General features: G+C 70.2%; 21 protein-coding genes. 10 read left to right on the top strand and 11 right to left on the bottom strand.

Going from position 1 to position 26,907, the window contains the following annotated elements; genetic code table 11:
• Positions 1 to 339 precede the first annotated feature (339 nt).
• The 9 genes from VGV60_05760 (at position 340) to VGV60_05720 (ending at position 12,529) form a co-directional block, all read left to right on the top strand.
• The gene (locus VGV60_05760; protein ID HEV8700759.1) at positions 340 to 1,947 is read left to right on the top strand and encodes a putrescine aminotransferase; all 1,608 of its coding nucleotides are present in this window, start codon (positions 340 to 342) and stop codon (positions 1,945 to 1,947) included.
• Complete coding sequence (locus VGV60_05755; protein HEV8700758.1) at positions 1,944 to 3,215, top strand: aminotransferase class III-fold pyridoxal phosphate-dependent enzyme; 1,272 nt, start codon at positions 1,944 to 1,946, stop codon at positions 3,213 to 3,215. The genes VGV60_05760 and VGV60_05755 overlap by 4 nt, the downstream gene beginning before the upstream one ends.
• 112 nt (positions 3,216 to 3,327) lie before the next feature.
• Positions 3,328 to 4,809 (top strand): aldehyde dehydrogenase family protein, encoded by a 1,482-nt coding sequence (locus VGV60_05750; GenBank protein ID HEV8700757.1) that lies wholly within the window; start codon positions 3,328 to 3,330, stop codon positions 4,807 to 4,809.
• Positions 4,810 to 4,819: 10 nt separating this feature from the next.
• On the top strand, positions 4,820 to 6,241 hold the full coding sequence (gene gabT, locus VGV60_05745) for a 4-aminobutyrate--2-oxoglutarate transaminase (protein HEV8700756.1): 1,422 nt from the start codon (positions 4,820 to 4,822) through the stop codon (positions 6,239 to 6,241).
• Between the two features lie 15 nt (positions 6,242 to 6,256).
• The gene (locus VGV60_05740; protein HEV8700755.1) at positions 6,257 to 7,021 is read left to right on the top strand and encodes an enoyl-ACP reductase; all 765 of its coding nucleotides are present in this window, start codon (positions 6,257 to 6,259) and stop codon (positions 7,019 to 7,021) included.
• Between the two features lie 60 nt (positions 7,022 to 7,081).
• Positions 7,082 to 7,960: an ABC transporter ATP-binding protein gene (locus VGV60_05735; GenBank protein HEV8700754.1), complete on the top strand. Its 879-nt coding sequence runs from the start codon at positions 7,082 to 7,084 to the stop codon at positions 7,958 to 7,960.
• Positions 7,957 to 8,850, top strand: a complete 894-nt coding sequence (locus VGV60_05730) for an ABC transporter permease (protein HEV8700753.1) — start codon at positions 7,957 to 7,959, stop codon at positions 8,848 to 8,850. The genes VGV60_05735 and VGV60_05730 overlap by 4 nt, the downstream gene beginning before the upstream one ends.
• A gap of 41 nt (positions 8,851 to 8,891) precedes the next feature.
• Entirely contained in the window at positions 8,892 to 10,013 is a 1,122-nt protein-coding gene (locus VGV60_05725; GenBank protein ID HEV8700752.1) for a hypothetical protein, read from the top strand.
• A gap of 650 nt (positions 10,014 to 10,663) precedes the next feature.
• The gene (locus VGV60_05720) at positions 10,664 to 12,529 is read left to right on the top strand and encodes a sigma 54-interacting transcriptional regulator (GenBank protein ID HEV8700751.1); all 1,866 of its coding nucleotides are present in this window, start codon (positions 10,664 to 10,666) and stop codon (positions 12,527 to 12,529) included.
• Here the strand turns inward: VGV60_05720 and VGV60_05715 are convergent.
• From VGV60_05715 to VGV60_05705, 3 genes are all read right to left on the bottom strand, one after another.
• A complete protein-coding gene (locus tag VGV60_05715) occupies positions 12,519 to 13,091 on the bottom strand; it encodes a hypothetical protein (GenBank protein HEV8700750.1) in 573 nt (190 codons plus the stop codon). The two genes, VGV60_05720 and VGV60_05715, sit on opposite strands and share 11 nt — an antisense overlap.
• 4 nt (positions 13,092 to 13,095) lie before the next feature.
• The gene (locus VGV60_05710) at positions 13,096 to 13,521 is read right to left on the bottom strand and encodes a dCMP deaminase family protein (GenBank protein HEV8700749.1); all 426 of its coding nucleotides are present in this window, start codon (positions 13,519 to 13,521) and stop codon (positions 13,096 to 13,098) included.
• Positions 13,522 to 13,645: 124 nt separating this feature from the next.
• Complete coding sequence (locus tag VGV60_05705) at positions 13,646 to 14,338, bottom strand: peptidylprolyl isomerase (GenBank protein ID HEV8700748.1); 693 nt, start codon at positions 14,336 to 14,338, stop codon at positions 13,646 to 13,648.
• Between the two features lie 167 nt (positions 14,339 to 14,505).
• On the opposite strand from VGV60_05705, the gene VGV60_05700 reads away from it, so the two are divergent.
• Entirely contained in the window at positions 14,506 to 15,351 is an 846-nt protein-coding gene (locus VGV60_05700; GenBank protein ID HEV8700747.1) for a PD-(D/E)XK nuclease family protein, read from the top strand.
• A 70-nt stretch (positions 15,352 to 15,421) separates the two neighbouring features.
• Here the strand turns inward: VGV60_05700 and VGV60_05695 are convergent, their stop codons facing one another.
• The 8 genes from VGV60_05695 to VGV60_05660 all read right to left on the bottom strand — a co-directional run bounded on the left by VGV60_05695 (position 15,422) and on the right by VGV60_05660 (position 26,616).
• Positions 15,422 to 16,921 (bottom strand): pitrilysin family protein, encoded by a 1,500-nt coding sequence (locus VGV60_05695; protein ID HEV8700746.1) that lies wholly within the window; start codon positions 16,919 to 16,921, stop codon positions 15,422 to 15,424.
• Complete coding sequence (locus VGV60_05690) at positions 16,918 to 18,477, bottom strand: pitrilysin family protein (protein ID HEV8700745.1); 1,560 nt, start codon at positions 18,475 to 18,477, stop codon at positions 16,918 to 16,920. Before VGV60_05690 ends, VGV60_05695 begins: the two co-directional genes overlap by 4 nt.
• Positions 18,474 to 19,373, bottom strand: a complete 900-nt coding sequence (locus VGV60_05685) for a BON domain-containing protein (GenBank protein HEV8700744.1) — start codon at positions 19,371 to 19,373, stop codon at positions 18,474 to 18,476. Before VGV60_05685 ends, VGV60_05690 begins: the two co-directional genes overlap by 4 nt.
• A gap of 61 nt (positions 19,374 to 19,434) precedes the next feature.
• Entirely contained in the window at positions 19,435 to 20,517 is a 1,083-nt protein-coding gene (locus VGV60_05680; protein ID HEV8700743.1) for a hypothetical protein, read from the bottom strand.
• Positions 20,501 to 20,863, bottom strand: coding sequence for a metallopeptidase family protein (locus VGV60_05675; protein HEV8700742.1), 363 nt, complete (start codon positions 20,861 to 20,863; stop codon positions 20,501 to 20,503). The genes VGV60_05680 and VGV60_05675 overlap by 17 nt, the downstream gene beginning before the upstream one ends.
• The gene (locus tag VGV60_05670; GenBank protein ID HEV8700741.1) at positions 20,860 to 21,297 is read right to left on the bottom strand and encodes an EVE domain-containing protein; all 438 of its coding nucleotides are present in this window, start codon (positions 21,295 to 21,297) and stop codon (positions 20,860 to 20,862) included. Before VGV60_05670 ends, VGV60_05675 begins: the two co-directional genes overlap by 4 nt.
• Before the next feature lie 257 nt (positions 21,298 to 21,554).
• On the bottom strand, positions 21,555 to 26,027 hold the full coding sequence (locus VGV60_05665; GenBank protein HEV8700740.1) for a DEAD/DEAH box helicase: 4,473 nt from the start codon (positions 26,025 to 26,027) through the stop codon (positions 21,555 to 21,557).
• Between the two features lie 13 nt (positions 26,028 to 26,040).
• Positions 26,041 to 26,616 (bottom strand): HNH endonuclease signature motif containing protein, encoded by a 576-nt coding sequence (locus tag VGV60_05660; GenBank protein HEV8700739.1) that lies wholly within the window; start codon positions 26,614 to 26,616, stop codon positions 26,041 to 26,043.
• Between the last annotated feature and the right edge of the window lie 291 nt (positions 26,617 to 26,907).

Here is a 26,907-nt window from a genome sequence, read left to right as displayed (position 1 = left end):
GATTTAATACCATATCTCGTTGCGTCTCACGGCCTCTCGAATGAGACATTCGAGACTGGCCGTCCCATTCCCTGGTCCGCGGCGCTTGACTGGAATCGTCCCGATCCACTACGATCTCGACACGTTCAGGGGTCATCCAATGATTCGAATCCCCAGACAGGCATTGGTCGGACGGTCGACCCTCCCGCTCCTGACCGACACGTAGCCGGCCCGACGCAAGCCGGCGACACCCCGACCTAAGCGAAGAGGCCGCTCAGAAAAGGTCGCTGTCACGGCTCACCGAGCCCGGGGAGATTTTTGTCTTGTTGCTGTTCCTGATGCGGTGAAAGAGGCCCTCATATGAAGAACACATTGAAGCGCGACGTCAGAGCCCGGAACGGCGGGGACGGCAACATCGTCTCCCTGTCCAGCCACCGCCTCGCCGCCGCCGGCAAGGCGGTGTCGAACGGCACGAAGAGGGGCGACCCCGCCCCGTCCGCGTCGGTGCGGGTGGCGGCCCCGAGGACGGCCGACGCCCTGCCGGCCGCTCCCCAGGAGAAGCGGAACGCGGTCCGCAAGAGCCTCAAGGCGGCGGCCAAGGCACGGGCGCGGCGCGGCGGCAGGCGGATGAGCCCGGAGAAGGTCATCAAGGAGTCGCAGCACTGGCTGGACATCATCGCCCGGGCCGACCGGCTGCCGATGTCCCGGAAGAAGCGCGTGGTCAAGGAGACGGTCAAGTCGTTCGACGCCTATTTCAACTCCGGGTTCCTCGAGTACCGCAAGTCGGTGGCGGAGGCGGAGCAGTACGCCGCCATCGAGTGGACCGGGGAGGGGAGCTACATCGAGGACATCATGGGGCGGCGCTACATCGACTGCCTCGGCGGGTTCGGGATCTACAGCGCCGGCATCCGCCATCCCAAGATCATCGAGGCGGTGCGTCGCCAGCTCGATCGGATGCCGCTCTCGAGCCAGGAGCTTCTCGACCCGCTGCGCGGGGCGCTGGCCGAGATCCTGGGGGAGATCGCCCCCGGAAATCTGCAGAAGTGCTTCTTCATCAACAACGGCACCGACGCGGTGGAGGGGGCCATGAAGCTGGCCCGCCTGTACACCGAAAAGTCCGGCTTCATCTCCACGATCCGCGGGTTCCACGGCAAGTCGTACGGCTCGCTGTCCCTCATGGGGAAGGCCGATTACCGGGTGGCCTTCGAGCCCCTCCTCCAGGACGTCTACTTCGTCGAGTTCGGCGATGCCGACGAGGTCGAGTGGCAGCTGAAGAAGGCCCGGGACGTGGGGCTGGACATCGCCGCCGTGGTCGCCGAGCCGGTGCAGGGGGAGGCGGGGGCGATCGTGCCGCCCGACGACTACTGGCCGCGCCTGCGCGAGATCTGCGACGAGTACGACGTCCTGTTGATCGCCGACGAGGTGCAGACCGGCCTGGGCCGCACCGGCAAGCTGTTCGGCGTCGACCACTGGGACGTCATCCCGGACATCATGTGCCTGGGGAAGGCCCTCGGCGGCGGAGTCATGCCGTTGTCGGCGTTCATCTCGACCCCGGAGATCTGGAAGGTGCTGGAGAAGAACCCGTTCCTGCACTCCTCCACCTTCGGCGGCAACCCCCTGGCCTGCGCCGCCGGCATCGCGGCCATCAACGTCACCCTGTCCGAGGATCTGCCCGGCCAGGCGGCGGAGGGGGGGGAGTATTTCCTGGCGGGGCTGCGCGACGTCCAGTCGCGCTTTCCCGAGCATGTGGTGGACGTGCGGGGCAAGGGGCTCCTGATCGGGGTGGAGTTCGACACGACCGACATCGGCTATGCCGTCGCCTCCGGACTCTTCCGGCGGGGGGTGCTGGTCGCCGGCACGCTCCTGAACGCCAAGACGCTCCGGTTCGAGCCGGCCCTGTCGATCCCGAAGAAGCTCATCGACGAGGTCCTGGGTCATCTCGACGAGACCCTGCGGAGCCTGGTGTGAAGCTTCCGGTAGGGCATCCCCTGACGCGCGACGAGCAGGAGACGATCGCCGCGGAGGGAATCGACAGCTGGAACGCCTACCTGCGCCGCTTCCCGAAGACCAAGGACAGGGACCGAGACCGGGTCCTGGTCGAATGGAGCGGCGAGGGCTCGATCATCCGCAACATCTACGGCGACGAGTACGTCGACTGCCTCGGCGGCTACGGCATCTTCTCGCTGGGCCACCGCCATCCCGAAGTCGTGGCGGCGGTCAAGGACCAGCTCGACCGGATGCCGCTCCACAGCCAGTACCTGGTGAACCCGATCACCGCGGAGGCCGGGCGGCGCCTGGCCGAGGTCCTGCCCGGGAAGCTGAAGCGGACCTTCTTCTGCAACAGCGGCACCGAAGCGGTCGAAGGGGCGCTGAAGCTGGCCCGTCTCCACACCAAGAAGAGCGGCTTCGTCTCGACGGAGAACTCCTTCCACGGGAAGTCGCTCGGCAGCCTGTCGGTCACCGGCCGGTCGGTGTTCCGCGAGCCGTTCCGCCCGCTCCTCCAGGACGTCACCTTCGTCCCGTACGGGTCGGCCGCCGCCATCGGCAAGGCGATAGGCCAGGACACCGCCGCCGTCATCCTCGAGCCGGTGCAGGGGGAGGGGGGCGTCATCGTGCCGCCCGACGGCTTCTGGCCCGAGGTGCGGGAGATCTGCTCCCGGCGCGGGGTGCTCCTGATCGCCGACGAGGTGCAGACCGGCCTGGGGCGCACCGGCGCGCTGTTCGGGGTGAACCACTGGAACGTGGTGCCGGACATCCTCTGCCTGGCCAAGGCGCTGTCGGGAGGGGTGATCCCGTGCGGCTCGTTCTCGACCACGGACGAGATCTATGCCGCGTTCCACGACAACCCGATGTGGCATTCGTCGACCTTCGGCAACAACCCCCTCGCGGCGACGGCCGCTTCCATGGCGATCGAGATCACGGTGCGCGACCGGCTCAGCGAGCGCTCCGCCCGGCTCGGGGCCTCCCTGCTGACCCGGCTAAAATCCCTCCAGGCGAAGCACCCCCGGGTCATCACCGAGGTGCGCGGCAAGGGGCTGCTGCTGGGCATCGAGACGCGGAACGAATCGACCGGCGCCGCCCTGGCGGAGAGGCTGTACGGCAAGCGGATCCTGGTCGCCTATGCCCTCAACAAGCCGGAAGTGATCCGGATCGAGCCCCCCCTCAACATCCCGGAAGAGCTTCTCGACCGCTTGGTCTCGGCCCTCGACGACTCGCTCGAAGGCCTCGAGACCTAGGAGCGTCCCCATCTCGGGCAGGCTCCCGGCAGCCGGAGGCGCGGGAGTATCCGCAGGCGCGGGGGTATAATGCGCCCGCCGCGGGACGCCTACGGCACGGCAGGAGCAGGCGATGCAGCGGATGTGGATCGACGGCCGGTGGACCGCGAGCGTCACGAAGAAGACGTTCCCCGTCGACAACCCGGCCACCGAGGAGATCATCGACGAGGTGCCGCGCGCCGGAGCCAGGGACGCCGACCTGGCGGTCGAGTCGGCCGCGGCGGCGTTCCGCGAGTGGCGATCCATGCCGGGGCTCGAGCGGGCGGCGCTGATGCATGAGTTCGCGGCGGGCCTCCGCGCCAAGGGGAAGGCGGTCGCCCGGCAGCTGACGCGCGAGGGGGGGAAGCCGCTCGTCGAGAACCTGGACGAGGTCGAATGGTGCGCCGCCTGCTTCGACTACTACGGCGAGCTGGCGCGCGACCAGGGGGGGAAGGTCCTTTCGCCCGTGGCCCGGCACCAGGTCAACTTCGTCCGCAAGGAGCCGTACGGTGTGGTGGTGGCCATCGTGCCGTGGAACTACCCGCTGCTCCTTCTGACCTGGAAGCTGGCGCCGGCCCTGGCCGCCGGCAACACGGTGGTCATCAAGCCGTCCAACGAGACGCCGCTCTCCACCCTCATGCTGGCCGAGGACCTGGGACTATTCGGCAAGGGGGTGGTGAACATCCTCACCGGCTTCGGCTCCGAGGTGGGGGACCCGCTGGTGGTCCATCCCGACGTGGCCCTCATCGCCTTCACCGGGAGCATCGCCACAGGCAAGGCGATCGCCCAGGCGGCGGCCCCCCATCTCAAGAAGCTGAACCTGGAGCTGGGCGGCAACGACCCGTTCATCGTGTGCGACGACGTGGACCTGGAGATCGCGGCCCGGGGGGCGGTCTGGGCGGCGTTTCTCAACATGGGGCAGGTCTGCACCTCGGGGGAGCGCTTCTACGTCTTCGAGAGCGTCTTCGAGGAGTTCTCGAAGAAGTTCGTGGCCCAGACGAAGAAGCTCCGCCTCGGCAACCCGCTCGGGCCGGACATCGACTGCGGGCCGCTCATCCGCGAGGCGCACCGCAGGCAGATCGAGGGGAAGATCGAGGAGGCGGTGTCGCAGGGGGCGAAGGTCCTGTGCGGCGGGAGGCGGCCGCCGCAGCTCAAGAAGGGGTACTTCTTCGAGCCGACCGTGCTCTCGAACGTCACCCAGAAGATGAGCATCCTGCGCTCCGAGACGTTCGGGCCGATCGCCCCGCTGGTGCCGGTCAAGGGGATCGAGGAGGCGGTGAAGCTCGCCGACGACTCGGAGTACGGGCTGGGAGCCAACATCTACACCAACAACCTCGAGTACGCCATGTACGCGATGGAGAACATTCACGCGGGAACTTTCTGGATCAACGATCCGTTGACTGACAATGACGCCGGTCCGTTCGGAGGGATGCGTATGTCCGGAATGGGCCGCGAGCTGGGGATCGAGGGGCTGGACGCTTTCCGCGAGCCGAAGCACGTCCACCTGGACTTCAAGATTGAGGCGAAGTCGTACTGGTACCCGTACCGCTGGGATCATCTGAAGAAGGACGCATGAGGACAGCCGCATGAAAAAAAGCGTCGTGATCAAGACCGCCATCCCCGGGCCGCGCTCGCAGGAGCTGATGCGCGCCCGCCAGGCCGCCGTCCCGCGCGGTCCGTACAACATGACGCCGCTGTTCATCGCCCGGGGGGAGGGGGCCATGCTGGAGGACGTCGACGGCAACCGCTACATCGATTTCGCCGCCGGCATCGGCGTCCTGAACGCCGGGCACGCGCCGGCCTCCGTCGTCAAGGCGATCCAGCAGCAGGCGGAGAAGTACATCCATTCGTGCTTCCACGTCACGCTGAACGAGCCGTACGTCCGCCTGGCCGAGACCATGAACCGGATCACGCCGGGGGCGTTCCCGAAGAAGACCTTCTTCGCCAACTCGGGGGCCGAGGGGGTGGAGAACGCCGTCAAGGTGGCGCGCAACTTCACGCGCCGGTCCGGCGTCATCTGCTTCGAGGACGCGTTCCACGGGCGGACCCTCCTGGCGATGTCGCTCACCAGCAAGGTGCACCCGTACAAGGACCACTTCGGGCCGTACGCCCCGGAGGTCCACCGCATGCCGTTCTCCTACTGCTACCGCTGCCCGTGGGGGAAGCGCTATCCGGGATGCAACATCGAGTGCGCCACCTTTCTCGAGGACTTCTTCAAGCGCTACGTCGACCCGTCCACCGTGGCGGCCCTGATCGTCGAGCCGGTCCTGGGGGAGGGGGGCTTCATCATGCCGCCGCAGGAGTACTACCCGACCCTCGTCGCCACCTGCCGCAAGAACGGCATCCTGGTGATCGCCGACGAGGTGCAGACCGGCTTCGGCCGGAGCGGCCGGATGTTCGCCTGCGAGCACTGGGGGATCGAGCCGGACATCCTGGTGACCTCGAAGTCGATCGCCTCGGGGCTCCCGCTCGCCGCGATCACCGGCCGCGCCGAGATCATGGACGCGCCGGGGGAGGGGAGCCTGGGGGGGACCTTCGGCGGTAACCCGGTCGCCTGCGCCGCCGCGCTGGCCTCGATCGAGATCATCGAGAAGCAGAACCTCGTGGCGAAGGCGGTGACGATCGGCGAGAAGGTCCGCGACCGCTTCGAGGGGCTGTGGAAGCGGTGCCCGTTCGTCGGCAACACCCGCGGCGCCGGCGCCATGCGCGCCATCGAGTTCGTGAAGGACCGGGCCACCAAGGAGCCGGCGAAGGAGCTGGTCACCCGGATCACCAGGCTGTGCTACGAGCGCGGCCTGATCGTGATCGGCGCCGGGACCTACGGCAACGTCATCCGGACGCTGATGCCCCTGGTGATCAGCGAGGACCAGCTGGAGGAAGGGCTCGACATCCTGGAAGGGGCGATTCTCGAGGTCTCCCAGGCGCTCCAGCCCGCGCCCGTCGAGACCAAGACGCCGGCGCCGATCGCCCCGCGCCCGGGCGGCGAGGGGATCACCGGCGTCGTCTGATCGGGGAGGGACACGATGCTCCTGGATGGAAAGAAGGGCCTGATCGTCGGGGTCGCCAACAAGCGCAGCATCGCCTGGAGCATCGCCGAGGCCCTGCACCGGGAGGGGGCGCGCCTGGCGTTCAACTACCAGGGGGAGCGGCTCGAGGAGAGCGTCCGGTCGCTGGCGGGGGAGCTCCCCGGGTCCCTCGTCGTCCCGTGCGACGTCACGAAGGACGACGAGATCGACGCGATGTTCGCGAAGGTGCAGGGGGAGTTCGGGCGGCTCGACATCCTGGTGCACTGCGTCGCCTTCGCCCGCAAGGAGGACCTGGAGGTGGAGTTCCTCGCCACCTCCCGGGAGGGCTTCAAGATGGCCATGGACATCAGCGCCTTCTCGCTGGCCGCGCTGGCGCGGAGGGCCGCGCCGCTCATGGAGGGAGGGGGGAGCATCCTGGCCCTGACCTACCTCGGATCGGAGAAGGTCGTGCCGGGGTACAACGTCATGGGGGTGGCCAAGGCGGCGCTGGAATCGGGCATCCGCTACCTGGCGCACGACCTGGGGAAGAAGAACATCCGCGTCAACGGCATCTCGTCCGGGCCGATCAGCACCCTGGCGGCGCGCGGCGTTCCGGGATTCACCAAGATGCTTCAGATTGTCCGGGAGCGCTCCCCCCTGCCGCGCAACACCGAGCCGGCCGAGGTCGGCGATGCCGCCCTCTTCCTGTGCTCCCCGCTGTCCCGAGGCATCACGGGCGAGGTCCTCTTCGTGGACAACGGCTACCACATCATGGGGATGTAGCTGGACTCCCAGGCCCCCGTCGTCGCCTGTGAACGGCTCGCCAAGACCTATCGCGGTGCGATGGGCCGCGGCGGCGTCGTGGCGCTCAAGGGGCTCGACCTGGTCGTCCCGCGCGGCGAGACCTTCGGGCTGCTGGGCCCGAACGGCGCGGGGAAGACGACCCTGGTGAAGCTCCTTCTCGGCATCGCCTTCCCGAGCGCGGGGAAGGGGTCCGTCCTCGGGCGTCCGACCGGGGACGTGCCGACCCGGCGGCGCGTCGGGTACCTGCCGGAGAACCATCGCTACCCGCCCCACCTCACGGGGGAGCAGGTGCTGCACCACTTCGGCCGCCTCTCCGGGCTGCGCCGGCCCGAGCGGGCGCGCCGCGTCGACGCGCTCCTGAGGCGCGTGCGCATGGAGGAGTGGCGCGCCGTCCGGGTCCACAAGTACTCGAAAGGGATGATGCAGAGGCTGGGGATGGCGCAGGCGATCCTGAACGAGCCGGAACTGCTGATTCTCGACGAGCCCACCGACGGCGTCGATCCGATCGGCCGGCGGGAGATCCGCGACCTCCTCCTGGAGCAGAAGGCGCGGGGGGCGACCATCTTCCTGAATTCCCACCTTCTGTCGGAGGTGGAGCGGCTCTGCGACCGGGTGGCGATCCTCAACGAGGGGGCGCTGCTGCGGGAGGGGAGCGTGGCCGAACTGACGCGTCCCCAGTCCGCCTGGCAGATCGACGCGCGCCCGGCCGCCCCCGACACGATTCAGGCCGCCTGTCGCCGCGTCCCGGGGGCGAGCGTCGCGGAGGGGCGGGTGCAGATCCTGGGAGACGTCGCGGCGCTCAATGCGCTCATCGACGCGCTCCGCGGGCAGGGCGTGGAGATCCTGTCGATCACCCCGCGGCGCGACAGCCTGGAGGACGTGTTCGTCAAGGTCCTGAGCGAAGGGGAGGCGGCGTGAGGATCCTCGCCATCCTGATCGACACGGGGCGGGAGCTGCTCTACCGCAAGACGATCGTGGTCTATTTCGGGGTGGTCACGCTGGTCCTCCTGTTCTTCGCCCTGGTGCTGCGCACCGACGTGGTCGACGGGGTCATCGCCTCGATGTCGGTGGGGGGGCTCGAGGCCAGCTCCTCGCGCGGGGCCTTCCGCCTGGGGGACGCGGCGGCGGGGGGCGGCCTGGGCGGGCTGACGGCGGAGGACTTCGTGCGCTACGTGCAGCTGGGGGCCGCCTTCACCCTCTACCCGCTGGCCATCCTGATGTCGGTCTTCGCCACGGCCAGCCTGGTGCCGCGGATGCTCGAGAAGGGATCCATCGACCTGCTCCTGTCCAAGCCGATCAGCCGGCCGGCCCTGTTCGCCTCGCGCTACCTCGGGGGGCTCCTGGTCACCACGGTGAACCTGCTCTACCTGACCTGCGGACTGGGGGCGATCCTGGCCCTCAAGACGGGGGTCTGGAACGGCGGGTTCGTCTGGTCGGGGCTGGTGATGTCGCTGTACTTCGCCTGCCTGTTCGCCTTCGTGGTGCTCGTCGGCGTGTGGCTGCGATCGACGACGGTCTCGGTGATGATCACCGCGGTCGTCTTCTTCGCCAGCCTGATCGTCAGGCTGCCGCATGGCAATGCGGACTGGCCCCTCCTGATTTCGGGCAGGATCGCGCGCTACACGGCCGTGGGGGTGGTCGAAACGCTCTTCCACACCCTGCCGAGGACGTACGACTTCGTGCAGGCTGCGGTGGCGCTCATCCGTCACGAAGGCGGGCTTCAGTGGGGCGCGGTCCTGGGCTCGGCCCTGTCGGGGGCCGGGGCGCTGGGGCTTGCCGTCTTCTATTTTTCGCGCCGGGACTATTGACCGGCCGGCGGGGACGCCCCGCCCGGCCGCAGGAGGATGACATGAGGTCGGAGGTGCGTTGGCGCGCCGCGGTGGCGGCGCTGGGAGTGCTGGCCGCGCTGGCCTGCAACCAGAAACGAGGGGCGGCGGGACTGGTGAGGTCGAGCTCCCTCGGGACCTTCCCGAAGGAGACCGCGGCGCTTCTCGTGATCGAGATCAAGAAGGTCAAGAAGCTCGGATCCGACCTGCCCTGGGTGCAGAACCTGGCCTCCATGGCCGAGAGCGACGGCGGTCCGTTCAAGGACATCGTGAAGCGATTCGGCAAGGACACGCTGTCGCAGGTGGACCGGCTGAGCCTGGCGGTCGTCCCCGCGAGCGGTCATCGCGTGGGCTACGGGGTCCTCGCCGAGGGATCGTTCGACACCGCCCGGATGCGCGAGGCGATCGGAGGGCAGGACATCCTGCCCCTCGTCGAGGCGCCCGGCAAGATGGACTTCAGCATCTCCGTCCTGCCGGACGGGAGCCTGGCTCTGGGGCCGCGGGAGGTGCTGGAGGTGATGCGCGGCAACGCGGCCTCCCGCGGCCACGGCCTCGACTCCAACGAGCTGTTGCTCAAGCCGCTCGAGAGAGTGCGGACGGAAGCGCAGTTCTGGGGCACCATCGACTGCCGCAGGCTGGCGGAGATCGTGCGCCAGAGCACCGAGTCGGGCGACCTCGCCGGCCTGCCCCTGTCCTCCAAGGCGGCCCGCTCCCTGCTGTCCCTTGCCTTCCGCGGCACGATCGGCGATTCCACCGAAATCGACCTCATGGGCCAGGCGGACACCGAGCCGAGCGCCAAGACGCTGGCCGACTCGGCCCGCGGCCTCATCGCCCTGGGCCGCGTCGGGGCGGGCCGCGACCAGGCGAAGGAATGGCTCGAGTTCCTCGACGGCATTCACATCGCGCAGAGCGGTACCGACGTCACTCTTCGAGCCTCAGTCCCATCGAAGACGATGCAGACGTTCGTGGGACGGATGGTATCGACGGAGCAGGTTTCGCCGTCACCCGGGGTTGACCCGGGCGGAACGCCGCGGCTTCCGGGCCCCGCAAAGGCGTCCCCGCCGTCCGCACCGGCCCCCGCTCCGCCGGTCGCCCCAGCGCCCGTTCCGCCGGCCGCGCCGGCGCCTGCTCCACCGGGCTCCTAGGCGGCCCGACCCGGAGGCCACCGGCCTGCGCCGCCGCCTGCAGCGGCATCTCGGACGGCAGATTCTCCCCGATGGACAGGAGACAGGCGATCCGTCCCCGGGCCCCCGGGCAGGCGACCGCCAGCGGCGCGGGGGTTCTGAAATAGGGACGATCCCGCCGGCCGTTTCGCAGCGCCGCCAGGACCCGGAATTCCTCCATCTCGCCCGTCGGGGCCCCATTCGCCCGGAGCGCTTCCTGCATGTGCCGGCAATCCCGTTCCAGCGGACAGGCCTGCACGGCGACTTCATTCCCGCGAACCCTCTCGAGGGAGTGAACCAGCTTCCGGAAGCGGGACGGCTCCCCCCCCATCCGCCCCGCTCCTCTGCTCACCCTGCCCATCGGCATCCTCACCCTTTTTCTTGAGTACCGTTTGCTGTACTGACAACCTCCGGAGGCTGTCCACCCTTCGTCCCTGCCATTCCATAAAGCAAGCGCCGTGCCACGGCGGCGCCGGCGATCGCAGTCGCGGCGCCATGCATTGAACCGCTTGATGAGAGGACGTTTCGAAGAGGATCCATCCCTCAACCATGGACGTCGCGGGGGTGGGGGCGGCGCGATCCCTATCCAAATGGATAGTCGCGCTATCCGATTGGGTATACTTAAGGCTCACATGAATCCGAAACTCTCCGCGGTGGCGGGGCCGAAGCAGGGGGCGGTCATCCCGCTGGACGAGGCGCAGACGGCGATCGGACGCGACCCGGGGAACCGGATCCGTCTCCAGGAAATGGCAGTGTCGCGCCGCCACTGCCTGATCGAGAAGCGGGATTCCGGGGTGGTCCTCACCGACCTCGGCAGCCACAACGGCACGTTCGTGAACGGCGTCCCGGTCAAGGAGCGCCGCCTGGAGCACGGCGATCAGGTCCGCGTCGGCGCCTCGGTCTTCCTGTTCCTCGCCCGGGACGGGGAGGCCGCCCCGTCCTCGACGGCGGTCGAGCTGAAGGACCAGGGGATTGTCGCCGGCAGCACCATCGAGCTGCCGGCCGCCCCGCACCGGGCGGCCCGCGACCTGGACGTGCTCCTCCGCATCTCGACCGCGATCAACTCGATCCGCGGCGTCCCGGCGCTGCAGCGCCGGCTGCTCGAGTCGATCTTCGACGTCGTCCCGGCCGAGCGCGGCGCGGTCCTGCTCGCCGGCAAGGGGCCGGAGGAGTTCTCGGCCGTGTTCGGCCTGGAGCGGGACGCCGCCTCCGGCAAGCCGGTCCGGGTCAGCCGCACGATCGTCCAGCGCGTCCTGAGGGACCGGGTGGCCGTCCTGAGCAACGACGTGCGCGACCATGACGACTTCGGCGGGGCGGAGAGCCTGTTGTCGGCGAGGGTCCACTCGGTCCTGGCGGTGCCGCTCCTGTTCGCCGACCGGGTGCTCGGGGGGCTCTACCTCGACTCGTCGAGCCCGAAGGCGCGCTTCAGCGAGGCCGATCTGCGCCTCATCACGGCGATCGCCGGCATCGCCTCGGTCGCCCTGGAGAACGCCCGGCAGATCGACTGGCTGGAGAGCGAGAATGAGCGCCTCCAGGCGGACGCCCACCTGGAGCACAACATGGTGGGGGAGGGCCCCGCGATGCGCGCCGTCCTGGCTTTCGTCGCCAAGGTCGCGCCGGCGCGCACCACCATACTGGTGTGCGGCGAGAGCGGCACCGGCAAGGAGCTGGTGGCGCGCGCCATCCACCAGAACGGCCCGCGGGCGAAGAAGCCGTTCGTGGCGATCAACTGCGCCGCCCTGGCAGAAACCCTCCTCGAGAGCGAGCTGTTCGGACACGAGCGCGGGGCCTTCACCGGCGCCGTGGTCCAGAAGCCGGGGAAGCTCGAGGTGGCGGACGGCGGGACGGTCTTCCTGGACGAGATCGGAGAGCTGGCGGCGACCCTCCAGTCGAAGCTCCTGCGCGTGCTCCAGGAGCAGGAGTTCGAGCGGGTCGGCGGGACGCGGCCGATCAAGGTCGACGTGCGGGTGGTGGCCGCCACCAACCGCGACCTGAAGGAGATGACGAAAGCGGGGACGTTCCGCGAGGACCTGTACTACCGCATCAATGTCGCCGCCCTGGACATGCCGTCACTGGCCGACCGGCGCGAGGACATCCCGCTCCTCGCCCGGTACTTCGCTTCAAAATACGCCGCCCGGTGCAATCGCCACATCGTGGGGTTCACCCAGGAGGCGATCGACTGCATGCTGGGCTACGGCTGGCCGGGGAACGTGCGGGAGCTGGAGAACGCCATCGAGCGCGCCGTGGTCCTCGGCTCCAGCGAGGTCATCAGGCCCGAGGATCTCCCGGAGAGCGTCCTCGAGGCCGGGCCGTCCGAGGGGCCTCCCGTCACCCGCTACCACGAGGCCCTCCTCGAGGTGAAGAAGGACCTGATCCGGAAGGCGTTCAAGGAGGCGGGTGGGAACTACGTCGAAACGGCGCGCCTGCTTGACGTGCACCCCAACTACCTGCACCGGCTCGTCCGCAACATGAACCTGAAGGGACAGCTCAAGAAGTAGCCGACCTCTGGAATTGTTCCAGCAGGGTCATCAGGCGTTCCGCCTCCTGGGCGAGCCGATCCAGGGTGCGGCGGGATCCCTCGTCGGCCACCTCGATTTTCGCCAGGCCGCGGCTGAGGGCGTGCAGCGCCGTCACCGGCTGGCTGAGGTCGTGGACCAGGTCACGGTAGCGGCGGTAGAAGACCATCCGCCTCAGGGCGGCGAGGGTGGCGAGGATCTCTCCCGGCTGGGGAGGCCGTCCCACGGCGGCGAAGGCGTCCTCGTGCCATCCGGGAGGCCCGGCCTCCGGGCCGCTCCCCAGGACGACCACAGGGAAGGACGCCCGGCCCGCATGGGCCGCCAGCGCGTCCAGGGCGCGACGCAACATGTCAGGGGACAGATCGCGATCGAGAATGAGGACGTCGGGCGCCCCGCCCCGGAGCGCCTCGACGCCGCCGTGGCCGTCGAGGGCCGAGACGCCGTACCCGGCGCGCCTGAGGATCTCGACCAGCGGGTCGGCGATGTCGTCGTCCTCGGACACCAGGAGGACGCGCCCCTTCGAAGGCGCCGCGGGGGGGGTCAACGCGTCATTCCGGGGGAGGCCGCCAGTCGCAGCCGCCCCCGGCGCCCAGATCGATGAGCTCGATGCCCAGGCGGCGGGACACCGAGAGGCTCTTCTGGTCGCGATAGAACTCGGCGTAGAAGATGGTCTTGATGCCGGCGTTGGCGATCAGCTTGAAGCAGCCCCAGCACGGGCTGGCGGTGGTGTACAGCTCGGCCCCCTCGATCATCACGCCGTTCTTGGCCGCCTGGAGGATGGCGTTGGCCTCCGCGTGGATGGTCGCCACGCAGTGTCCCGACTCGAGGTCGTGCCCGACCTCGTCGCAGTGCGGCATGCCCCGGATCGACCCGTTGTAGCCGGTGGAGAGGATCGTCCTGTCGCGCACCACCACCGCGCCCACGTGCTTGCGGTCGCAGGTGGAGCGCGTCGCCACCTGCCGGGCGATGTTCATGAAGTAGGTGTGCCAGTCGACCCGCCGCGCCTTCGCGAGCGGCGCGGCGGACGCCCCCGTGGACGCCGCGCGCGCGGAGGCCGTGCGCGGCGCGGCTTTCGGTCGTCCACCGGCCGGCTTCGCTTCAGCGCGTCTCAACCGAGACCTTCTCCATCACGACGTTCTTGAGCGGCCGATCCCCCCTGTCCTTGGGCACATTGGAGATCTTGTCCACGACGTCCAGTCCATCCAGGACGCGTCCGAAGATCGTGTACTTGTTGTCCAGGAAGGTGGAGTCCTTCTGCACGATGAAGAACTGGCAGGACCCGCTGTTGACGTCGGGTCCGCGGGCGGTCGAGACCATGCCGCGCGTGTGGCTGTACTTGGTGGTGAACTCGGCCGGCATCTTGCGCGGGCCGTCCCCCCTGCCGTCGTTCGACGGGTCGTTGTCCTTGGAGAGCGGGTCCCCCCCCTGGATCATGAACCCGTTGATGACGCGATGGAACGTCGTGCCGTCGTAGAAGCCGGTCTTCGCAAGGTCCTTGAAATTGTCGACCATCTTCGGGGCGACGTCCGGCAGAAACTCGAAGACGATGGTCCCCATGTTCGTCTTGATGACGGCGACTTCCTTCTTGGCGGCGGGCTTGTCCATGGTTCCTTTCTCGGGCGCGGGGGCCGCCGGCTTTTCCGGCGGCGCCGGGCTGGCCGGCGGCGCCGGCGTGGCAGAGGCCTGGGCGAGCACAAGGCCGACGCCGAGAGCGGCGCAGGCGATCAGGTTGGCGGCCGCGACGGCCGCGCGGCGGCGCGTCCCGCCGCCGTCCGGATGGATTGTCATCATCGATCCTCCCGTGGGTCCGGTGCGTCAGGCGTTTCCGTGCAAAGGCCAGCGATTGTAACAGATGACCGGGGCGCCAGCCACAGGGCGGAGGGCCCGCCCGCGGAGCGCGCGGCCGCCCGGTGGGACCCGCGGCCGCATGCTATACTCGCCTTCCGACGAGGAGTCCTGTGGCCGTCTACTCCCATTCCAGGCTGTCCACGTTCGAGAAGTGTCGCCTGCAGTACCGCTACCGCTATCTCGATCGGATCAAGCGCGACACCCAGTCGATCGAGGGGTTCATGGGCCATCGCGTGCACGACGCGCTGGAGAAGCTGTACCGGGATCTCCTGGCGTCGAAGCGCCCGACCCTCGACGAGGTCCTGGCCCATTACCACCGGAGCTGGGACAGCAACTATTCGGACAAGATCACCATCGTGAAGACGGACCTGACTCCGGAGCACTACCGGAGGACGGGGGAGGAGTGCCTCGCGAAGTACTACCGCGGCCACCACCCGTTCGACGACGGCCAGACCCTCGGTCTCGAGGAGAAGGTCACGCTGACGCTCGACGAGGCGGGGCGCTACCAGCTGCAGGGGTACATCGATCGGCTGGTGCGGCAGGAGCCGGGGGTCTACGAAATCCACGACTACAAGACCTCGGGCGGGCGCCTGCCTTCGGATGCCGAGCTGCGCGCCGACCGCCAGCTCACGCTGTACCAGATGGCGGTCGAGAAGCGGTTCCCGGACGCGCGCGAGATCCGCCTGGTCTGGCACTACCTCGTCTTCGACCAGAGACGGACCTCGGCGCGGACCCCGCAGGAGATCGACCAGCACCGGAAGAAGACCATCGGCCTCATCGACACGATCGAGGGGACGACGGCCTTTCCGCCCCATGAAAGCGTCCTCTGCCGCTGGTGCGAGTACCGCGACATCTGCCCCGTGTTCGCGGTGCCGGATGCACCGGTGCCGCAGGCGGCCCCCCCGAAACCGGTGCGCTGGCTCGACAAGGCCATCCAGATCAATCTCTTCGAGTAGGCTCCGGGAGCCCCTGGGCGTCATCCGCGCGACCCGCGGCCGGTCGCCGGGCCGGCCCGGACGTGCCGGTTCAGCGCGTCGCGGCGGGGGCCTCGTCGAGCCGGAGCGGGCGGGGCTCGCCGAGCCCGAGCGAGGCCAGGGGCCGGTCGAACCCCTTGTCGTTCCCCACCACCAGGATCACCAGGCGGTCCGGATTCAGGCGCTTGCGCGCCACCTGGGCGACCTGCTCCCGGGTCACCCGCGACAGGTTGTCGCGGTACGTCTGCAGATAATCCGGAGGATAGCCGTAGAAGTCGTAGAACAGGAAGGCGCGCATGTAGGGGGCGGTGCCGTCCACCGAGAACACGAAGGCGTTGATGCTCGCCTCCTTCGCCTCCTTGACCTCCTGCTCCGTGGGCCCCTGGTCGCGCATCTGCCTCAGGATTGTGCGGATGAGATCGATCGCCTCGACCGTCGAGCCGGCCTTGGTGCTGGTCGAGATCTGAAACAGGCCGCGGTCGGAGTCGAGCCCGATCCCGCCCCCGATGGAGTACGCCAGGCCGCGGGTCGAGCGCACCTCCTTCACCAGGCGCGACGTGAACCCCCCCTCGCCCAGGACGAAGTTCAGGATCTTGATGGCGAACTTGTCCGGATCGAACCGCCCCACGCCCAGGTGGCCCATCTCGACCTGGGTCTGGCTGAGCGGCCGGGAGACGAGGTGCACGCCGGCGGGGATGTCGTCCCGCACCTTCGCCACGGGCGGCGGGGTGATCTTGGCGTTGCCCCAGCCGCGGAAGGTCTCTTCGAGGAGCCCCTTCAGCTTCTTCGCCTCGAAATCCCCCGCGATCCCCATCACCGCGTTGTTGGGGTGGATGTAGAGGCGCTGCCATTCGACCAGGTCGTCGCGCCGGATCCGGCCGATCGAGTCGACGCTCGAGAGCCGCGCCCACGGGCTCGCGGCGCCGTAGACCAGCTTCCTGAACTCGAGATCCGCGAGGTCGGCCGGGTCGTCGTAACGGCGGCGGATCTCTTCGAGGGCGCGCGCCTTCTCGACCTCCAGCCGCTCCGGGTCGAAGCGCGGCTTCTGCAGAAGCGACGCGAGGATGCGCAGCCCCTCCGGAAACCGGTCCTTCACCACCGACAGCGAGCCGCTCAGCATGTCCTCGGAGGCGTCGAGACTGATCTGGGCCGCCATGAACTCGAGGGCCTCGTCGACCGCGGCGGGCGCCATCGCCTCCGTCCCGCCCGTGCGCATCAGGGTGGCGGCCAGATCGGCGAGCCCCGCCTTCTCCGGAGGATCGAAGATCGACCCGGCCTTGACATCGATCGTCACGTCGATGAGCGGCAGCTCGTGGTCCTCGAACAGGTAGACCAGGAGCCCGTTCGGCAGGAAGATCCGCACCGGCTTCGGGAACGCGATCTGGAGCGGCCCGTAGGTGAGCGTCCTCGGGTCGGGCAGGGGAGGAGCGGGCCCCGCGCCGGGGGGAGGCGCGGCCATGGTCCTTCCGGATGCGGAGGCCAGGAGCAGGACCGCCAGGGGCACGGCCGCCGGCAGGAACAGAGCCCCCCGTCCGGCCGCGGCGCGCCTCATGGCGCGTACCCCGCCCCGCCGGGCGACGCACCTCCGGCCGGCCCCTGCTCCGACTCGCCCCCCTTGGCCTCCGGGCGGGAGAGGACCGCGACCGTGAGGTTCGAGGGGACAAAGGTCTTGCGGGCCAGCTCCTGCACCCGGGCCGGGGTCGTCGCCATGAGGGCTTTCTTGTAAGCGGCAAGGTTGTTCCAGTCGCCGGTCACGATCTCGAAATAGGAAAGCTGCGAGGCGAGGCCGACGTTGCTGCGGAGCGGATAGAGGAACGAGGCCTCGACCTGGTTCCTGATCTTCTGCAGCTCGCGCTCCTCGACCGGCTCGGTGGCCAGGCGATGCACCTCCTGCAGGATGCCGGTCTCCACCTCGGCCGGCGTGTGGGGGGCGCGCGGCACGGCGCCGATCAGGAAGAGGTTCGGGTAGCGGTCGCCCGGCGCCTGCAGGCTGTAGACGTCCGCTGCCACGCGCGTCTCGAGGACCAGGCGGCGGAACAGGCGCGAGGTGCGCCCCGAGGTCAGGAGGGAGTCGATCACCTGGAACACCGGGTCGTCCGGGCTGGGCCAGACGTTCTTGTGAAAGGCGAGCATCAGCTCGGGCTCGGCGTCGAACTCCACGGCGACCCGCCGCTCGCCGTTCTGCGCCGGCTCGACGGTCGGAGGACCGGAGGCGAGCGGCCCGGAGGGGATGCCGCCGAAGTAACGCTTGATGAGACGCTCGGCCGCGGCCGGGTCGATGTCGCCGACCAGCGCGCCGACGGCGTTGTTCGGCAGGTAGTGACGGCGGCGGAACTCCATCGCCGCCGGCCGCGTCAGGTGCTCGAGGTCGGACGGGAACCCGACCGTCGGAGCGCGGTACGGGTGCGCCTGGAACGCGGTCAGGAGCAGCTGCTCGTACAGCATCCCCTGCGGCTGATTGTCGATCCGCATCCGGCGCTCCTCCATCACCACGTCGCGCTCCGAGTAGAACTCGCGCAGCACCGGGTCGCGCAGCCGCGCCGACTCCAACGCGCACCACAGCTCCAGCCGGTTGGAGGGGAGCGCCACGACGTAGGAGGTCAGATCGGTGCTGGTGGAGGCGTTGAGCCCGGTCGCTCCGTTGCCGGTCAGGATCTGGCTCAGCTCGTCCTTCACGGTGATCTCCTGCAGGCTCTTCTGCAGGGATGCCAGCTCCTCCCTGAGACTCTTGAGCCGGGCCGCGTCGGCCCGCTCGCCGCGGTCCAGCTCGCCCAGGAGGTCCATCACGGCGCGGTCCGTGGCGTCGAGGATTCCGGCCTCCTTCTTCGCGTCCCGCGTGCCGATGGTCGAGGTCCCCTTGAAGGCGAGGTGCTCGAACAGGTGCGCCAGCCCGGTCTCGCCGCCGGGATCGTCGGCGCTGCCGACCTTGAAGCGCAGGTTGGCCGCGAACACCGGGGCGACGCCGCGCTTGACGAGGAGGAAGCGCATGCCGTTGTCCAGCGTGATGCGGCTGACCTTGCCTTCGAGGGCCTGCGCCCGGGCGGGCGGGGAGGTGAAGCCGGACACGACGACGAGAAGGGAAACGACCGCGAGACCGGACGATCTCACCGTTCGACCTGGACGCTCGCCGCCCGGCCTCCCGCGAAGGAGGGGTCCACCTTGAGGAGGTTCTCGACCCGGGACACTCCCTTGACCAGGGACGCCACGACGGCGGCCTGCTGGCGCGCCATGAGGAGCACGACCCGTCCGTTCAGGGTCACGACACCCCGCTCCGCGCGGACCGTGATGTCGCCCCCGAAGGCGAACTGGTGGAAATCCGACAGGTACCCGACGACGGCCTTCGCCAGGGAGGCGTCGTCGGAGCCCGCCGGTGCGCCGACCGGCACGAGCTTGTTCGAGATGCGCGTGATCCCCATGACCGTGCCGGCCACATCTTCGGCGCGGGTCCGGGACCCGACGTCCTGGACCGTGCCGCTGAGCGTCAGGACCCCCTCGTCGACCTTCACGTCCAGGTCCTTGAGCCCCAACCCCTGGGCCGCGTCGCTCAGAACGGAGGTGACCGCCTTCGCAAGCTCGGGATCGGGCACGTCGCCGCGCCGCACCGTCATTTCATCGGTGACGTTGATGATGCCCCGGGTCGTCGCCGCGATCGAGAGGGCCCTCCTGGCCGCCGCGCGGTTCTTGATCTCCCCGGAGAAGATCGCGCCGCCGTTCACCAGGATGAGGTGGAACGGCTCCTTGCCCAGCTCGGCGTCCCTGCCGTACAGCTCCATGAGCTTCTGCCGGATCAGGTAGTCGCCCGGACCGGCGATGTTCCGTTTCGGGGAGGCGGGCGTGGGCGCCGCGGCCGCCGGCCGGGAGGTCGCCGGCCCCTCCGCGGCCCGGGCGGTCGCCGGCAGGCCGATCGGAAACGCCAGGGCCGAACACAGGGCGGCGGCCAGGGGACGGAGGAGCGCCCCGGGAAAACGGAGCCGGATCAGGGGAACGCGAGAGGGGGCGCTCATGACGAGCGCCTATTCTCACACACACGCGTGCGCGGGCCAAGTGCGCAGGCCGCGGCGGCGCTCATCTCTGCTCGAGGCGGACCGCTTCGACCCGTCGGGCGATGTCCGCGAGCTTCGCGGCTTCGGCGGTGCTCGCCCGGGGCCTGCTGCTTCGCTTCCAGATGTCGGCGCCTTCCGCGCGAGCCTGCTCGAGGACCGCTCGCTGCGTCTCGGAGGCGAACTCCGAGGCGTGCCGCAGCTCCCGGAGGGCCTTCTGGATCTGATCGCGGGCGGCGATGACCGAGTTCGATGCCAGGAGCTCGGCTCCGACCGACAGGGCGAACGACGCCCGGCTCATGGCCCCCGCGTACTCGAGGCCATCGCAGGCCCGGCGGGCGGCGGCGACCTGCGTGCGCCCCGCGTCCATGTCGCGGCGCACCATCGCCAGCCGGCCGCGGCTGATGCCGTCGCGCGCCTCCCTAAGCCGGGCCATGAGGACGGGGACGAGCGTGGCCTTTTCGAGACGGTCCAGGGCCGCCAGGAACTCCGCGCGATCCATCGCCCCGGCCGCCCGGAGCGCCGCATGGCCGGCCTCCACCCCCTGCCGGAGCACCGTGTACTCCGCCAGCGGCGTCATCAGATCCCGGGCGCGCCTCACCGCCTCGGCGGCCGCGGCAAGGTCCGAGCCGTCCGCCGGGGGTCCCGGTGTCCCTGTCTCTGCCGCCCCGGCGGCGCGTGCCCCGGCGGCGCCTGCCCCGGCGGCGCCCGGCACGCCGATCCCCGCCCCGCCACCGCGCGCATCGCCGACGCCCACCGCGGCCCGCGCCTCCTTGAGCGCTTTGGCCAGTGCCTCCAGGCCGCTGGCCGACTGGAAGCGCTCCAGGTGCTCGTCCGCCCGCAGAAGCAGCAGGCCCACCTCCCCCGGGTCCTTGCCGCGCAGCGCGTCCTCCGCCCTGGTCAGCGCCTTCACCGCCTTCTGCAGGACGGCGCGCAGCTCCGCGGGCGTCGCAAGGCGCGCGCTCGCGCCTCCCCTCGGGGGAATGGGGTTCGTCGGCGCGGGCGTCCGGGGCCCGGTGGCCGCGGGCGCGGCCGCGACGCAGAGAAGCAGGATCGCCGCGAGGGCGAGGGGCGCCAGTGGCAGGCGCGGGTCAGTAGCCGAGTTCATGGAGGCGGTCGTCGTCGATGCCGAAATGGTGGGCGATCTCGTGCAGGACCGTCTTGCGGACCTCCTCCCGCACCTCGGCGTCTCCCCGGCAGACCGACTCGACGTTGAGCTGATAGATGGTGATCTTGTCCGGGAAGGACATGCCGTAGCGCGAGTCTCTGGCGGTCAGCGGCTGCCCCTGGTACAGCCCGAGCAGAGTCCTCCCGCCGCGGCCGTGCCGGCGGGCATCGTGAGAAGAGGGCAGGTCCTCGACCACGATCGCGACGTTGTTCATCTTCTCCTTGAAGTCCTCGGGAAGCGACTCGATCGCCTCGGCGACCAGCTCCTCGAACCGGGCGCGATTCATGAGGTCCGCGACTTGCCTGCCTTCGCCCGGGCCGTCTCCGACAGCCGCAGGATGGCCCGCCATTCCCGGTCGCCCACCGGCATGACCGAGAGCCGCGAGATCCGCACCAGCGGGAAGGCGGCGAACATCTTCATCGCCTTGATCTCGCCGAGCGGCACCGCCCGCGGGAGCTTGCCGACGGGCGCGATGTCGACCGCGGCCCGACGGCCGGTCCGGTCCCCCGGATCGTCGCGGGCGTCACCCACCGCCCGCGCGATGCCGACGATCGCCTTCTCGCGGCCGGTGTGGTAGTAGAGGATCCTGTCCCCTTGGCGCACCGCGCGCAGGTGCCGCTGAGCCAGCGGGTTCTTCACCCCCGACCAGAGCGTCCCCCCGTCCCGGGACAGGGCGTCGAAGCTGTAATGCGCGGGCTCCTCCTTGAAGAGCCAGTTCATGCCGTCACCTCCCTGGACCCGTCATGCTCGGCAGCCGGGAAAGCACGATGTGCCGAGCCGCGCCTCGGCGGCCGCCCGCAGGGCGGAGGCGATCTCGATCGTCTTCAGGACCGCCGCGCGCGGCTCACCTGCGCCGGGGCCGCTGGCATTGTAATCCAGCCAAGCGGGACGCCCGGCGGAATACTGGGACGGCTCCAGGCCCGCAGCCCGGCCGGATCCCGGGCGGCCGCTGCCCGGCCGAACACCCGGACAGGCTACTAGGCCGTGTGTCCCAGATAGGCGCGAAGTTGCGGCGGGATGCTTCGTTTGAGCAGCGCGTTTCTGGCGCGCCACGCCTCCGCCGGCTCGAGATCCACGAGCAGCCGGACCTCCCCCGCCTCCCGGACGGCGATCGGCAGGCCGTCACGGAACAGGATCCGGCCCGAGGCGAGAGGGGAGACCCGCGCGCCCGGAAGGACGATTCCGGTCAGGTTGAGCGGATCGGCCGCGCTGATCCCCAGAAGGACGCCGTCCGGCGCGCTGCGGCGCACGGAGCGCAGGCGCTCGATCGCTTCCGCCAGGGCGAATTGTTCCCCCTGCATCCCGCTCACGAAGCGTCCCCCGCGAATCTCGCCGCGCGCCTCGAGCCTCCAGAACGCTCTCAGGAGATCGCGCCACGGCGGCATCGGCCCCTCGGCGTCAAGGAGCCGCCGGAAGACGACGCCGTAGCGGCGCAGCAGGACCGGCGCGACCATGTCCGCCGCGTGCTGCGGCTGGACGTCGGTCCAGGGGCCTCGCGGCAGGCACGTCCACCGTCCCGCGCTCTCCATTCCGAACGGCGCCGCCGTGCGCCGCCGATTCCGCCCCTCCAGGGAAGGGCGCCGGCTCGACGGGGTGATCAGGGCCCTGAGCCCGGTGAAGCCGTCGGAGGTGATCAGGCCCCGCGCCACCAGCTCCGCCAGCGCGGCCTCGACCCTAGACGGCAGCAGCGCCGAAGCGGCGGCCAGCTCCGCGAAGAACAGGGCGCCGCGCTCCGACATCAGAGTGAGCAGGGCGCGGGCGTCGGACCCCAGGGGCAGGTCCTGATTCGGCTCCGGCCTGCGGGCCAGCGAGGCCCATCCTGCCAGACGCGTCCGCTGCACCAGGGCGATCGGAGTGGAGCGCACGGGGGCCGGGCTCCTGGACGGGGCGCTCCGAGGCGGAGAGAGACGGGCCCAGACGAATCGTCCGCTGAGACAGAGAGCGTCGAGCCAGGCCGGGTCGTAGCGCTCGAGGCGGGGCGGCAGGAGGTCCCCCTCCCAGGCCGCCGCCGGCGCCTCGAACCCCTCGAGCCCCTCCAGGACGGTCGCCAGGCCCGCCGGCCCGTCTACGCTCTCGCCGGGAGCCAGACGCTGCCAGGAGAACAGGAAGCGCATGAAATCGGCGGCGCTCACCGGCTCGATCTCGCTGCGCAGCCGGTTCAGCGTCAGGCGATGGATGCGCGCCAGGAGGGTGCGCGCGCACCACTCGATGCCCGTTGCCTGCGGCCGGAACCGGCCGCGCAGGACGAAGCCGTCGGCTTCCAGGAACAGAAGCGCGGCGTCGATCGCCGCCACGGGGAGACCGCAGGAGGAGGCCATCTCGCCGGCGGTCATCGGTCCCTTCGCCTCGAGCCGGCCGCGCAGGATCTCGGCGAGGGCGGCTTCGGACGAGAGCCCGCCGCCGGCCGCGCCTGCCGCGGCGGCGCCGGGCCCGCCGGTCACCGCGGCGGCGTCAGCCCCGCCGGTCACCGGGGCGGCCCCGGGCAGGGGGGCCAGATTCGACTCGAGCACGGACTCTGGAAAGGCGGCGAGGAGATGCGGCAGCCTCTCAGGGGGGACCCACAGCCGCGGGCCCCCCGGCGCGGCGCGCATCACCCCCGCGCGACCGCCGGCCATGAGATCGCGCAGCAGATCCTCGCGGCCGCCGGCCCGGGCCTCGTCTTCGGTGAGGAACCCGAGCAGATCGAGCGCCTCGTGCATCTCGTCGGCGCTCCCGGGCCGCGGCCAGGCCTCGTCCCGGACCTTGTCGATGGCCGCCGCATCGAGCGAGCCGAGATCGGAGGCGGTCGTCACGTCGAGCCAGCGACGGTTGAAGACCGCCTGGGTGCGCCGCTCTTCGAGGGGGGCGCCGTCCAGGAACGCGTACGGCCGCGCGTTGAGGATCTCCTGCGCCAGCGGCGACGGCTCCCGGACGTCCCGGGCGACGAGAGCCCGCTCCCCGCGCTCGATGCTGGACAGGAGCCGCTCCAGACCGGGAAGGTCCATCGCCTCTTCGAGACAGTCGCCGATGGTCTGCCGGACGAGCGGATGGTCCGGAATCCGCCGCTCGCCCGACAGGTTTTCGGCGCAGGCGATCTGATCGGGGAAGACGGAGACGATCAGATCCTCGGCCAGCATTCTCAGGATGGGGGCCGGCGTCTTGCGGCCGCCCCGGAAGCGCGGCACCGCCAGCGCCCGCGAGGCGTTCCAGCGCCAGCGGACGGTGAACATCGGCGCGTCCAGGAGCGCCTGCACCAGCACGTCGCGCACCGACGCGGAGCGGAGATAGCGGAAGACGTCCTCCAGGGGGAAGCTGTGCGACGGGCCGAGCGACAGCACGATCGCGTCCTCGGTCGCCGCCGCCTGCAGCTCGATGTTGAACGTGCGGCAGAACCGCTTGCGCAGCGCCAGTCCCCAGGCCTGATTGATGCGCCGGCCGAAAGGGGAGTGGAGCACCAGCTGCATCCCCCCCGACTCGTCGAAGAAGCGCTCGAGGACGAGAGTCTTCTGGGTCGGCAGGACGCCCAGGGCCACGCGCGCCGCGGCCAGGTACTCGGCGATCTGGGAGGCTGCGGACGGGGCGAGGCCGGTCTCGGCTTCGCATGCGGAAGCTCCCGCCTCGAGGTTCCGTGCGGCGTCCTCGCGCAGGCGGGACACGGCGGCCGACAGCTCGTCCGTCCGGGACGGCGCCTCCCCCAGCCAGAAGGGGATGCCGGGGGGCTGCCCCCTGGCGTCCGCGACCCTCACCTTGCCGGGCTCGATCTTCAGGATGCGCCACGACAGGTTGCCGAGCTGGAAGATGTCGCCGGCCATGCTCTCGATGGCGAAGTCCTCGTTCACCTTGCCGAGAACCGTCCCTTCCGGCTCGAGGATGACGTCGTAGTCGGCGGTGTCGGGGATCGCGCCGCCCGAAGTGATCGCCGCCAGCCGGGCCCCCTTGCGCGGGCGCAGTCGGCCGTTGACCCGGTCGTGGAACAGGTAGGCCGCTCGCCGGCCGCGCCTCAGCGAGAAGCCCTCCGCGAGCATCGTCACGACCTGGTCGAAGTCATCCCGTGGCAGGGACCGATACGGGTAGGCCCGGCGCGCGAGTGCGAACAGGTCATCCGTGCCCCACTCCTCGCAGGCGACCGCGGCGACGATCTGCTGGGCCAGGATGTCGAGCGGCGCCCGCGGGATCGAGAACCGGTCCAGCTCGCCGCGGCGCACGCACTGGAGCAGGGCGGCGCATTCGACCAGCTCGTCGCGGGTCAGGGGAAACAGCCGCCCCTTGGGAAAGCCGCCGACCGAATGCCCCGACCGCCCGATGCGCTGCAGGAGGACGGCGATCGATCGCGTGGAGCCGACCTGGCAGACCAGGTCGACGGAGCCGATGTCGATCCCCAGCTCGAGCGATGCGGTGGCCACCAGGGCGCGGAGGCTCCCGCTCTTGAGCCGCTGCTCGGCGGCCAGGCGCTGCTGCCGCGACAGGCTGCCGTGGTGCGCCGTCACGCGCTCCGCCCCGAGGCGCTCGCTCAGGTGCCGGCTCAGCCGCTCGGAGAGACGCCGCGTGTTGACGAAGACGAGGGTCGTCCGGTGCTCCTGGATGAGCGCGGCCAGACGGTCGTGGATCTCCTCCCAGACCTCGTTGGGCATCACCGCCTGGAGCGGCGAGCCGGGCACCTCGATCGCCAGGTCGAGGTCGCGCGCGTGCCCCGTGTCGACGATGGTGCAGCGGGGGGCGCCGTCGCGGTCGAGGCCGCCGGCCCCGACCAGGAAGCGCGCGGCGTCTTCGATGGGGCTTTGAGTCGCGGAACAGCCGATGCGGATCAACGGAGCGCCCGCAGGAGCCGCGGAAGCCGGCGGGGGGCCCGCGGGCGTCGCTCCGGCCTCGGCCCGCATCTCCCCGGAGAGCCATTCCAGGCGCTCCAGGGACAGCGCCAGGTGGGAGCCGCGCTTGTCGTCGATCAGGGCGTGGATCTCGTCGACGATGACCGTGCGCGTGGAGCGCAGCATCTTCCGTCCCCCCTCGCTGGTCAGAAGGATGTACAGGGACTCCGGCGTGGTGACCAGGATGTGCGGCGGCCGGCGCAGCATCGCGGTCCGCTCGTTCGCCGGCGTGTCCCCCGTGCGGACCAGGACACGGACGGGCGGAATCCCCGTCAGGCCGGAGGCGGCGAGCTCTTCGTAGATGCCGGCGAGCGGCTCCTGGAGATTGCGCTCGATGTCGTTCGACAGGGCCTTGAGAGGGGAGACGTAGACCACCTGGGTGGCGTCCTCGAGGCGGCCGGCCACCGCCTGCCGGAGCAGACCGTCGATCGCAGCCAGGAAGGCGGCCAGCGTCTTCCCCGAGCCGGTCGGCGCCGCGACCAGGGTCGATCGTCCATCGAGAATCGACGGCCAGGCGAGCGCCTGCGCCCCGGTCGGCGCCTGGAAGCGCCGGCTGAACCACGCGGCCACGGCCGGATGGAAGCGTTCGAGCGGCGGCTGGTCCATGGGATCACTCATGCTAACACGCGGCCTGCCCGGGCCGGCGATGGCCCGTGTCGGCTTCTTCCGTCGGCGTGCTGCAGTGGTCAGCCTCGCTCGCGTCCATCTCTCCGGGTTTCAAGATGACCTCCTCGACGGTGGTCATGATCGGCGCGCCGCCGTGGCCGACGCCGAACTCCCAGCGCAGGTGCCCCTCGCACGAGCCGCGACAGCGCAGGCGCCCGGCGTGAATCCCCTGCAGGTGGTGCGTGGCGCAGAGCACCGCCAGGTTGTCGTCTTCGTTTCCGCCACCGTGGGACCGGTAGATCACATGGTGGACCTGCAGGCTCTGACGCGACGAGCAGCCCGGGACCCGGCAGCGCCAGCCGTCCCTCTCGAAGATCCGGTGATCGCGCCGCCACTTGGGGTCGCCGCTGACGTCCCAGGTGTGCAGGAACGAGGCGATCATCCGGGCGACGCACTCCCAGTCCTCGAGAGGGGACGCGTCGACGGCCCCCACCTCCAGAAGCCGGCACACGTTCAGGGCATGCTGCCAGAGGTCGGCGACGTCATTGGGGGCCCAGAAGCGGACGCGCGACCGGGAGGACGCACACATTTGCACCCTGTCCACGGCCGTTGCGGGCGCACACGTTTGCACCCCCTCCCCATCGGCCGTGGCCGTATACATCTGCGCCGAGGGTTCGGTCGTGGGTGGCGCGCACATTTGCACTCCGCCGCCTGCCGCCGCCGACGTCGTCCTCCCGATTCTCCAGGGGGAATCGACCTGCACCTGACCCGAAGCGGAAACGCCGTCCGGTTGTGTGAACCGGCCCGGCTGCCAGGCCGGATGACTCCAGTTACCGTCCGGCGGGCCGACTCCAGACCGGGCGGCCACCACGGCCGTCTC

This window comes from Candidatus Polarisedimenticolia bacterium, assembly GCA_036001465.1.
GTDB lineage: Bacteria > Acidobacteriota > Polarisedimenticolia > Gp22-AA2 > Gp22-AA2 > Gp22-AA3.
Note: the sequence above shows the minus strand (reverse complement) of the source record. Positions and strands in the feature narration are given on the sequence as shown.

What these genes read in the sequence shown, in the direction of transcription:
- VGV60_05760 (HEV8700759.1), top strand. Translation starts at nt 340, where the DNA reads ATGAAGAACACATTGAAGCGCGACGTCAGAGCCCGGAACGGCGGGGAC.
- VGV60_05750 (HEV8700757.1), top strand. Translation starts at nt 3,328, where the DNA reads ATGCAGCGGATGTGGATCGACGGCCGGTGGACCGCGAGCGTCACGAAG.
- gabT (HEV8700756.1), top strand. Translation starts at nt 4,820, where the DNA reads ATGAAAAAAAGCGTCGTGATCAAGACCGCCATCCCCGGGCCGCGCTCG.
- VGV60_05740 (HEV8700755.1), top strand. Translation starts at nt 6,257, where the DNA reads ATGCTCCTGGATGGAAAGAAGGGCCTGATCGTCGGGGTCGCCAACAAG.
- VGV60_05735 (HEV8700754.1), top strand. Translation starts at nt 7,082, where the DNA reads ATGGGCCGCGGCGGCGTCGTGGCGCTCAAGGGGCTCGACCTGGTCGTC.
- VGV60_05725 (HEV8700752.1), top strand. Translation starts at nt 8,892, where the DNA reads ATGAGGTCGGAGGTGCGTTGGCGCGCCGCGGTGGCGGCGCTGGGAGTG.
- VGV60_05720 (HEV8700751.1), top strand. Translation starts at nt 10,664, where the DNA reads ATGAATCCGAAACTCTCCGCGGTGGCGGGGCCGAAGCAGGGGGCGGTC.
- VGV60_05710 (HEV8700749.1), bottom strand. Translation starts at nt 13,521, where the DNA reads ATGAACATCGCCCGGCAGGTGGCGACGCGCTCCACCTGCGACCGCAAG.
- VGV60_05705 (HEV8700748.1), bottom strand. Translation starts at nt 14,338, where the DNA reads ATGATGACAATCCATCCGGACGGCGGCGGGACGCGCCGCCGCGCGGCC.
- VGV60_05695 (HEV8700746.1), bottom strand. Translation starts at nt 16,921, where the DNA reads ATGAGGCGCGCCGCGGCCGGACGGGGGGCTCTGTTCCTGCCGGCGGCC.
- VGV60_05685 (HEV8700744.1), bottom strand. Translation starts at nt 19,373, where the DNA reads ATGAGCGCCCCCTCTCGCGTTCCCCTGATCCGGCTCCGTTTTCCCGGG.
- VGV60_05680 (HEV8700743.1), bottom strand. Translation starts at nt 20,517, where the DNA reads ATGAACTCGGCTACTGACCCGCGCCTGCCACTGGCGCCCCTCGCCCTC.
- VGV60_05675 (HEV8700742.1), bottom strand. Translation starts at nt 20,863, where the DNA reads ATGAATCGCGCCCGGTTCGAGGAGCTGGTCGCCGAGGCGATCGAGTCG.
- VGV60_05670 (HEV8700741.1), bottom strand. Translation starts at nt 21,297, where the DNA reads ATGAACTGGCTCTTCAAGGAGGAGCCCGCGCATTACAGCTTCGACGCC.
- VGV60_05665 (HEV8700740.1), bottom strand. Translation starts at nt 26,027, where the DNA reads ATGGACCAGCCGCCGCTCGAACGCTTCCATCCGGCCGTGGCCGCGTGG.
- VGV60_05660 (HEV8700739.1), bottom strand. Translation starts at nt 26,616, where the DNA reads ATGTGTGCGTCCTCCCGGTCGCGCGTCCGCTTCTGGGCCCCCAATGAC.